This is a genomic window from Kitasatospora sp. NPDC057936, assembly GCF_042887525.1.
Classification (GTDB): Bacteria; Actinomycetota; Actinomycetes; order Streptomycetales; family Streptomycetaceae; genus Kitasatospora.
On sequence record NZ_JBHVPD010000182.1, the window covers coordinates 1 to 7,423 of the forward strand.

Consider the following 7,423-nt stretch of genomic DNA (forward strand, 5'->3'; position numbering starts at 1 on the left):
CGCCTGGGGGCTGCGGATACCGCTGCCCGATGCGGCCCTTCAGGTGCTTGCGGAGGTGGGTTGGTAGGGGCGCCGAGACCATGATCCGGACCAGGCGCGGACCAGATTCGGTCCGTGATCAGGAGCTGCCTGGTCAGCGGCCTGTAAATCTGTCGCGCAAGCTACGCAGGTTCGAACCCTGCACCAGCCACCGGATAGAGAACAGCCCCTGATCTGCGGAAACGCGGATCGGGGGCTGTTTTCGTTTTTCTCCGCGTTCCGCCCGGCGGGTCGATCGGGTGGCGACTTATTGCACATTGCTTGCAATTACAGGTGGCAGGCAGCAGAGTGGGGGCCACGGGGGTGGGAGTCCTTCCCGTCTTCCCAAGCGGCGACCGCCGTGACGTGGCCCGCCCACCCCCGTCCAGACCTTCCCCCGTGCGCCCGCCGCGCTCCCGTCGTGCCTCCGGGCGCGGCGTCAACGACGCGTAAAAGGCGTTCCCGGCCGCGTCAGGATCGCGTAGGGGCCGGAGTCCCGCCGGGGCCGTGACCCGCAGGATCGGAGCAACTACCGACTGCGGAGGTCCCGTCGATGTCCAGCGCCATCTCCACCCCGGCCGTCGAGGCCGACCCCCAGCCCCCGGACGCCGGCGCGGGTGACGAACGGCACCGCCTCTCGGCCCTCGGCGGCCTGGCCGCCCTCTCGCTGGACGCCATGGCCTCGGTGGCGTACGGGCCGGAGTCGATCGTCCTGGTGCTCGCCGCGGCCGGGGCGTACGGGCTGGGCTTCACGCTCCCCGTCACGGTGGCGATAGCCGTCCTGCTGGCCGTGCTGGTGGCGTCCTACCGACAGGTGATCGCGGCCTTCCCGGACGGCGGCGGGTCGTACGCGGTGGCCAAGGAGCACCTGGGCCGCCGGACCGCTCTCACGGCCGCGGCCTCGCTGGTCATCGACTACATCCTGAACGTCGCGGTCTCGGTGACGGCCGGCGTGGCCGCGCTCACCTCGGCCGTGCCGGGCCTGTACGACGACCGGGTCTGGCTCTGCCTCGGCGTGCTGGCCCTGGTGACGGCCGTCAACCTCCGCGGCATCGCCGAGTCGGCCCGCTGGTTCATGGCGCCGACCGCCGTCTTCGTCCTCTCGATCATGGCGATCATCGTGGTCGGCCTGTTCCGGGACGCCCCCGCCAGCACCGCGGCCGCCGCCGGCCACGCGTCCGTGCTGGCCGAGAACGCGACCACCGTCGGCGCACTGCTCCTGCTGAAGGCCTTCGCGGCCGGCTGCTCGGCGCTGACCGGCGTCGAGGCGGTGGCCAACGCCGTCCCCTCCTTCCGTATGCCGCGCGTCAAGCGCGCCCAGCACACCGAGGTCGCGCTGGGCGCGCTGCTCGGCGTGATGCTGATCGGACTGGCCGTGCTGATCGGCCGCTTCCACCTCCAGCCGGTCGAGGGCGTCACCGTGCTCGCCCAGCTGGCCGACGCCTCGCTCGGGCACGGCGCCGCGTTCTACGTCGTCCAGTTCTCCACCGTGGTCCTGCTCGGCCTGGCCGCCAACACCTCCTTCGGCGGCCTGCCCGTCCTGCTCCACCTGCTGGCCCGGGACAACCACCTCCCGCACGTGTTCGCGCTGCGCGCCGACCGGCAGGTGCACCGGCACGGCGTCCTCTTCCTCGCGATCGTCTCGGCGGCGCTGCTGGTCGGCTCCGGCGGTGACGTCAACAGCCTGGTGCCGCTGTTCTCCATCGGCGTTTTCGTCGGCTTCACGATCTGCCAGGTCGGCATGGTCAAGCACTGGTACCTGCACCGGCCGGCCAACTGGCGGTGGAAGGCCGCGCTGAACGGCTTCGGCGCCGTGCTCACCGGTGTCGCGACGCTCGTCGTGACCGGCACCAAGTTCACCGAGGGCGCCTGGGGCATCGTGGTGGCGCTGCCGCTGCTGGTGCTGCTCTTCGAGCTGATCCACCGCGGCTACGAGCGGATCGGCGAACGCCTGGAGCTGGGCCGGGTGCCCGGCGCGGTGGTCCGCCGGCGCAGCCTGGTCGTCGTCCCGGTGACGGCGATCACCCGGCTCACCCGGGACGGCCTGTCGGCGGCGCTGTCGCTCGGCGACGAGGTCATGGCGGTGACCGTCGTGCACGAGCGGGCCGAGGCCGAGGCGCTGCGGCGGGACTGGGAGCTGTGGGACCCGGGCGTGCCGCTGGTGGAGATCCCGGACGGCCACCGCCGGCTGGGCCAGCCGATCGCGGAGTTCGTCAACAGGCTGGGGGAGGAGCACGCGTACGACCGCCTGACGGTGCTGATCCCCGAGGTGGAGCCCGCCCACTGGTACCAGCGGGCGCTGCAGAACCGGCGGGGCGCCGTGATCGACCGCGCCCTGCGCCGGAGCACCGACGCGGTCGTGTGCCGCCTGCGCATGAGGATGTGACCGGCGCCCCCACCGCACCCAGTACGCACCTGACCTGCACATTCGGATACGAACGGTCCCGGACGGCACGCCCCGTCCGGGACCGTTCCGCGTCCTGGCACCCGTCCGCGTCAAGGTCGCGTCAACGTCCACCGTTCACCCGTATGGAGGGCGTCAGGAACCCATAACGCCCCTCTGATGGCTGGTTTGCTGCTTCAGCCGGTCTTCCGCCGGTGCCGCGATCAGCCCCCCGGCCGGTCGCGGCAGTCTCCCGAACCACGCTGGTGGAGCCCATGTCCGACCTCATCTACGTCGGTGTCACGGTCGCCGTGTTCGCCGTCATCGCCCTGATCGCGCGGGGGGTGGAGAAGCTGTGAGCGCTGAGAACCTCGCAGGTCTGATCGTGGCCGTCGCTCTCGTCGGCTACCTCGTCGTCGCGCTGATCTTCCCGGAGAAGTTCTGACATGGGATCCACTCTCGCTGGCTGGTTGCAGGCCATCGCCCTCGTCGGCGCGCTGGCCCTGTGCTACCGCCCCCTCGGCGACTACATCGCCGGGCTCCTCACCTCGGCCAAGCACCTCAGAGTCGAGCGCGGCATCTACAAGGTGATCGGCGTGGACGGCGACGCCGACCAGCGCTGGCCGGTCTACCTCCGCTCGGTGCTGGCCTTCTCGGCGGTCTCCGTCCTCTTCCTCTACGCCCTGATCCGGCTGCAGACCTTCCTCCTGCTGAACCTGGGTGTTCCGCAGATGGAGGGCCACCAGGCCTGGAACACCGCGATCTCGTTCGTCACCAACACCAACTGGCAGTCCTACAGCGGCGAGTCCGCGATGGGCCACCTGGTGCAGATGATGGGCCTGGCGGTGCAGAACTTCGTCTCCGCGGCCGTCGGCATCGCCGTCGTCGCCGCGCTGATCCGGGGCTTCACGCGCAACCGCACCGACCGCGTCGGCAACTTCTGGGTGGACCTCACCCGGATCTCGCTGCGGCTGCTGCTGCCGCTGTCGATCGTCTTCGCCCTGGTGCTGGCCGCCAGCGGCGTGATCCAGAACTTCCACGGCTTCACCGACGTGCACACCCTGTCGGGCGAGGTCCAGAAGATCCCGGGCGGCCCGGTGGCCTCCCAGGAGGTCATCAAGCTCCTGGGCACCAACGGCGGCGGCTTCTTCAACGCCAACTCGGCGCACCCGTTCGAGAACCCGACCGGTTTCTCGAACCTGGTCGAGATCTTCCTGCTCCTGGTGATCGCCTTCGCCCTGCCGCGCACCTTCGGCCGGATGGTCGGCGACAACCGCCAGGGCTACGCGATCGTCGCCGTGATGGGTCTGTTCTGGGTCGCCTCGGCCGCCCTGCTCACCTTCGCCGAGTCGCAGCACGGGGGCACCGCCCTGCAGGCCGCGGGCGCCGCGATGGAGGGCAAGGAGCAGCGCTTCGGCATCGCGGCCAGCTCGCTGTTCGCCGCTTCGACGACGCTGACGTCGACCGGTGCGGTCAACTCCTTCCACGACTCGTTCACGCCGTTCGGCGGCGGTCTGACGATCTTCAACATGATGCTGGGTGAGATCGCGCCCGGCGGTACCGGATCCGGCCTGTACGGCATGCTGGTGCTGGCCATCGTCGCGGTCTTCGTGGCCGGCCTGATGGTCGGGCGCACCCCCGAGTACCTGGGCAAGAAGCTCGGCGGCCGCGAGATGAAGTTCGCCTCGCTGTACATCCTCACCACCCCGACCATCGTGCTGGTCGGCACCGGTGTGGCGATGGCCTTGCCGGGCGAGCGGGCCGGGATGCTCAACTCGGGCGCCCACGGCTTCTCCGAGGTGCTGTACGCGTTCACCTCGGCCGCCAACAACAACGGCTCGGCCTTCGGCGGCATCACCGTCAACACCGACTGGTACGACACCGCGCTCGGTCTGGCGATGGTCTTCGGCCGCTTCCTGCCGATCGTCTTCGTCATGGCGCTGGCCGGATCGCTCGCCCAGCAGCAGCCGGTCCCGGCCACTCCGGGCACCCTGCCCACTCACAAGCCGCTGTTCGTGGGTCTGCTGTCCGGCGTGATCCTGATCGTCGTCGGCCTCACCTACTTCCCGGCCCTGGCTCTCGGGCCGATCGCGGAAGGTCTCTCCTGATGTCCACCCCTACGCTCACCCCCGCACCGGCCGACAAGGCCGAGGCCGCCGCCGGCTCGCACAGAGTGTCCAGCGGGCTGCTCGACCCGAAGCTGCTGCTCACCTCGCTGCCGGACGCGGTGAAGAAGCTCGACCCCCGGGTGATGATCAAGAACCCGGTCATGTTCGTGGTCGAGGTCGGCTCGGTCGTCACCACCGTTTCCGCGATCGCCCACCCGTCGGTCTTCGCCTGGTCGATCACCGTCTGGCTGTGGCTCACCACGATCTTCGCCAACCTGGCGGAGGCCGTCGCCGAGGGCCGCGGCAAGGCCCAGGCCGACACCCTGCGCAAGACCAAGACCGAGTCGGTCGCCCGCCGCCTGCTGGACTGGCCGAAGAGCCAGGCCGAGGAGGAGGTCCCCGGGACCGCGCTCCAGCTGGGCGACCACGTGGTGGTCGAGGCCGGGCAGATCATCCCGGGCGACGGTGACGTCGTCGAGGGTGTCGCCTCGGTCGACGAGTCGGCGATCACCGGCGAGTCCGCGCCGGTGATCCGCGAGTCCGGCGGCGACCGCAGTGCCGTCACCGGCGGTACGAAGGTGCTGTCGGACCGGATCGTGGTGAAGATCGCCTCGGAGCCCGGCAAGTCGTTCATCGACCGGATGATCGCCCTCGTCGAGGGCGCCGCCCGGCAGAAGACGCCGAACGAGATCGCGCTCAACATCCTGCTGGCCTCGCTGACCATCGTCTTCCTGGTCGCGGTCGTCACGCTCCAGCCGATGGCGACCTTCGCGGGCGCCCCGCAGTCGATGATCGTCCTGGTCGCCCTGATCGTGGCGCTCATTCCGACCACCATCGGCGCGCTGCTGTCCGCGATCGGCATCGCCGGCATGGACCGCCTGGTGCAGCGCAACGTGCTGGCGATGTCCGGCCGCGCCGTCGAGGCCGCCGGCGACGTCAACACCCTGCTGCTCGACAAGACCGGCACCATCACCCTGGGCAACCGCCAGGCCGCCGAGTTCCTGCCCGCCCCGGGCGTGGAGACCGGCGAGCTGGCCAGTGCCGCGCAGCTGTCCTCGCTCGCGGACGAGACCCCCGAGGGCCGCTCGATCGTGGTCCTGGCGAAGACCGAGTACGGCCTGCGGGCCCGCGCCCAGGGCGAGCTGACGCACGCCACCTGGGTCCCGTTCACCGCCCAGACCCGCATGTCGGGCGTGGACCTGGACGAGCCCGAGGGAGTCCACCAGGTCCGCAAGGGTGCGGCCGGCGCCGTCACCAACTGGGTGAACGAGAACGGCGGTTCGGTCGGCGGCGAGGTCGCCACCCTGGTCGACGGCATCTCCGCGGCCGGTGGCACCCCGCTGGTGGTCGCCACGAAGATCGCCGACGCTCCGGCCAAGGTCCTCGGGGTCATCCACCTCAAGGACGTGGTCAAGGAGGGCATGCGCGAGCGCTTCGACGAGCTGCGCCGGATGGGCATCAAGACCATCATGATCACGGGCGACAACCCGCTGACCGCCAAGGCGATCGCGGAGGAGGCCGGCGTGGACGACTTCCTCGCCGAGGCCACGCCCGAGGACAAGATGGCCCTGATCAAGAAGGAGCAGGAGGGCGGCAAGCTGGTCGCGATGACCGGCGACGGCACCAACGACGCCCCCGCGCTCGCCCAGGCCGACGTCGGCGTCGCGATGAACACCGGGACCATGGCGGCCAAGGAGGCCGGCAACATGGTCGACCTCGACTCCAACCCGACCAAGCTGATCGAGATCGTCGAGATCGGCAAGCAGCTGCTCATCACCCGCGGCGCGCTGACCACGTTCTCGATCTCGAACGACGTGGCCAAGTACTTCGCGATCATCCCCGCGATGTTCGCCGGCGTGTACCCGGGCCTGCGGCACCTCAACATCATGGGCCTGCACAGCCCGCAGTCCGCGATCACCTCGGCGATCATCTTCAACGCCCTGGTCATCATCGGCCTCATCCCGCTCGCCCTGCGCGGCGTCCGTTACCGTCCTTCCGACGCGAGCTCCCTGCTGAGCCGCAACATCGGGATCTACGGCATCGGCGGACTGATCGTGCCGTTCGTCGGAATCAAGCTGATCGACCTCGTCGTCCAGTTCATCCCCGGCCTCAGCTGACGCAGGGAAAGGAAAGAAGCATCATGTCCAAGCCCCTGCCGACGACCGTCCGCACCCACTTCACCGCGCTGCGGATGCTGCTGGTCCTGACGGTGATCCTCGGGATCGCGTACCCGCTGCTGGTCACCGGCATCTCGCAGGTCGCCTTCAGCGACAAGGCCAACGGCTCGATCGTGAAGTCCGACGGCAACCAGGTCGGTTCGAGCCTGCTCGGCCAGAACTACAACCTGCCGAAGAAGAACCCGGACGACCCGAAGGAGGAGCCGGTGCCGGACCCGAAGTGGTTCCAGCCCCGCCCCTCCGCGAACAACTACGCCGGCGACAACTCGGGCGCCTCCAACCTCGGCCCGAACAGCGACGACCTGCTGAAGGCCGTCAACGACCGCCGCGCCGCGGCCGCCGAGTTCGACGGCGTCGACCCGGCGAGCGTCCCGGCGGACGCGCTGACCTCCTCCGGTTCCAGCCTCGACCCGCACATCTCGGTGGCCTACGCCAAGGAGCAGGTCAACCGGGTCGCCAGGGAGCGCAAGCTCCCGGTGGAGACGGTCGCCAAGCTGGTCGACACGTACACCGAAGGCCGTTCCCTCGGTTTCCTCGGCCAGGAGGGCGTCAACGTCGTCCTCCTCAACAAGGCGCTGGCGGAACAGAAGTGACAGCCCTACCGCTGGAGCTGTGAAACGGGCCGACCCGGGCGGGGCACCAACCCCCCCCCCCGGCGGCCGCCCGGCCCCCCCCGTCGCATAATAACAAAACCCACCCCCCCAGGCCCCGCCAAAGATGGTGTTCGGGGCGGGTGG

General features: G+C 69.9%; 5 protein-coding genes. All 5 read left to right on the forward strand.

Going from position 1 to position 7,423, the window contains the following annotated elements; translation table 11 throughout:
- Nucleotides 1–571 precede the first annotated feature (571 nt).
- The 5 genes from ACFVU9_RS45005 to kdpC all read left to right on the forward strand — a co-directional run bounded on the left by ACFVU9_RS45005 (nucleotide 572) and on the right by kdpC (nucleotide 7,279).
- Entirely contained in the window at nucleotides 572–2,404 is a 1,833-nt protein-coding gene (locus ACFVU9_RS45005; RefSeq protein ID WP_380435827.1) for an APC family permease, read from the forward strand.
- A gap of 352 nt (nucleotides 2,405–2,756) precedes the next feature.
- Nucleotides 2,757–2,846 (forward strand): K(+)-transporting ATPase subunit F, encoded by a 90-nt coding sequence (kdpF, locus tag ACFVU9_RS45010; RefSeq protein ID WP_037830997.1) that lies wholly within the window; start codon nucleotides 2,757–2,759, stop codon nucleotides 2,844–2,846.
- Nucleotide 2,847: 1 nt separating this feature from the next.
- A complete protein-coding gene (gene kdpA, locus ACFVU9_RS45015) occupies nucleotides 2,848–4,509 on the forward strand; it encodes a potassium-transporting ATPase subunit KdpA (protein WP_380435828.1) in 1,662 nt (553 codons plus the stop codon).
- A complete protein-coding gene (gene kdpB / locus ACFVU9_RS45020; RefSeq protein ID WP_387603800.1) occupies nucleotides 4,509–6,626 on the forward strand; it encodes a potassium-transporting ATPase subunit KdpB in 2,118 nt (705 codons plus the stop codon). Before kdpA ends, kdpB begins: the two co-directional genes overlap by 1 nt.
- 23 nt (nucleotides 6,627–6,649) lie before the next feature.
- Nucleotides 6,650–7,279: a K(+)-transporting ATPase subunit C gene (kdpC, locus tag ACFVU9_RS45025; RefSeq protein ID WP_380502182.1), complete on the forward strand. Its 630-nt coding sequence runs from the start codon at nucleotides 6,650–6,652 to the stop codon at nucleotides 7,277–7,279.
- Nucleotides 7,280–7,423: the final 144 nt, after the last annotated feature.

What these genes read in the sequence shown, in the direction of transcription:
- kdpA (WP_380435828.1), top strand. Translation starts at nt 2,848, where the DNA reads ATGGGATCCACTCTCGCTGGCTGGTTGCAGGCCATCGCCCTCGTCGGC.
- ACFVU9_RS45005 (WP_380435827.1), top strand. Translation starts at nt 572, where the DNA reads ATGTCCAGCGCCATCTCCACCCCGGCCGTCGAGGCCGACCCCCAGCCC.
- kdpC (WP_380502182.1), top strand. Translation starts at nt 6,650, where the DNA reads ATGTCCAAGCCCCTGCCGACGACCGTCCGCACCCACTTCACCGCGCTG.
- kdpB (WP_387603800.1), top strand. Translation starts at nt 4,509, where the DNA reads ATGTCCACCCCTACGCTCACCCCCGCACCGGCCGACAAGGCCGAGGCC.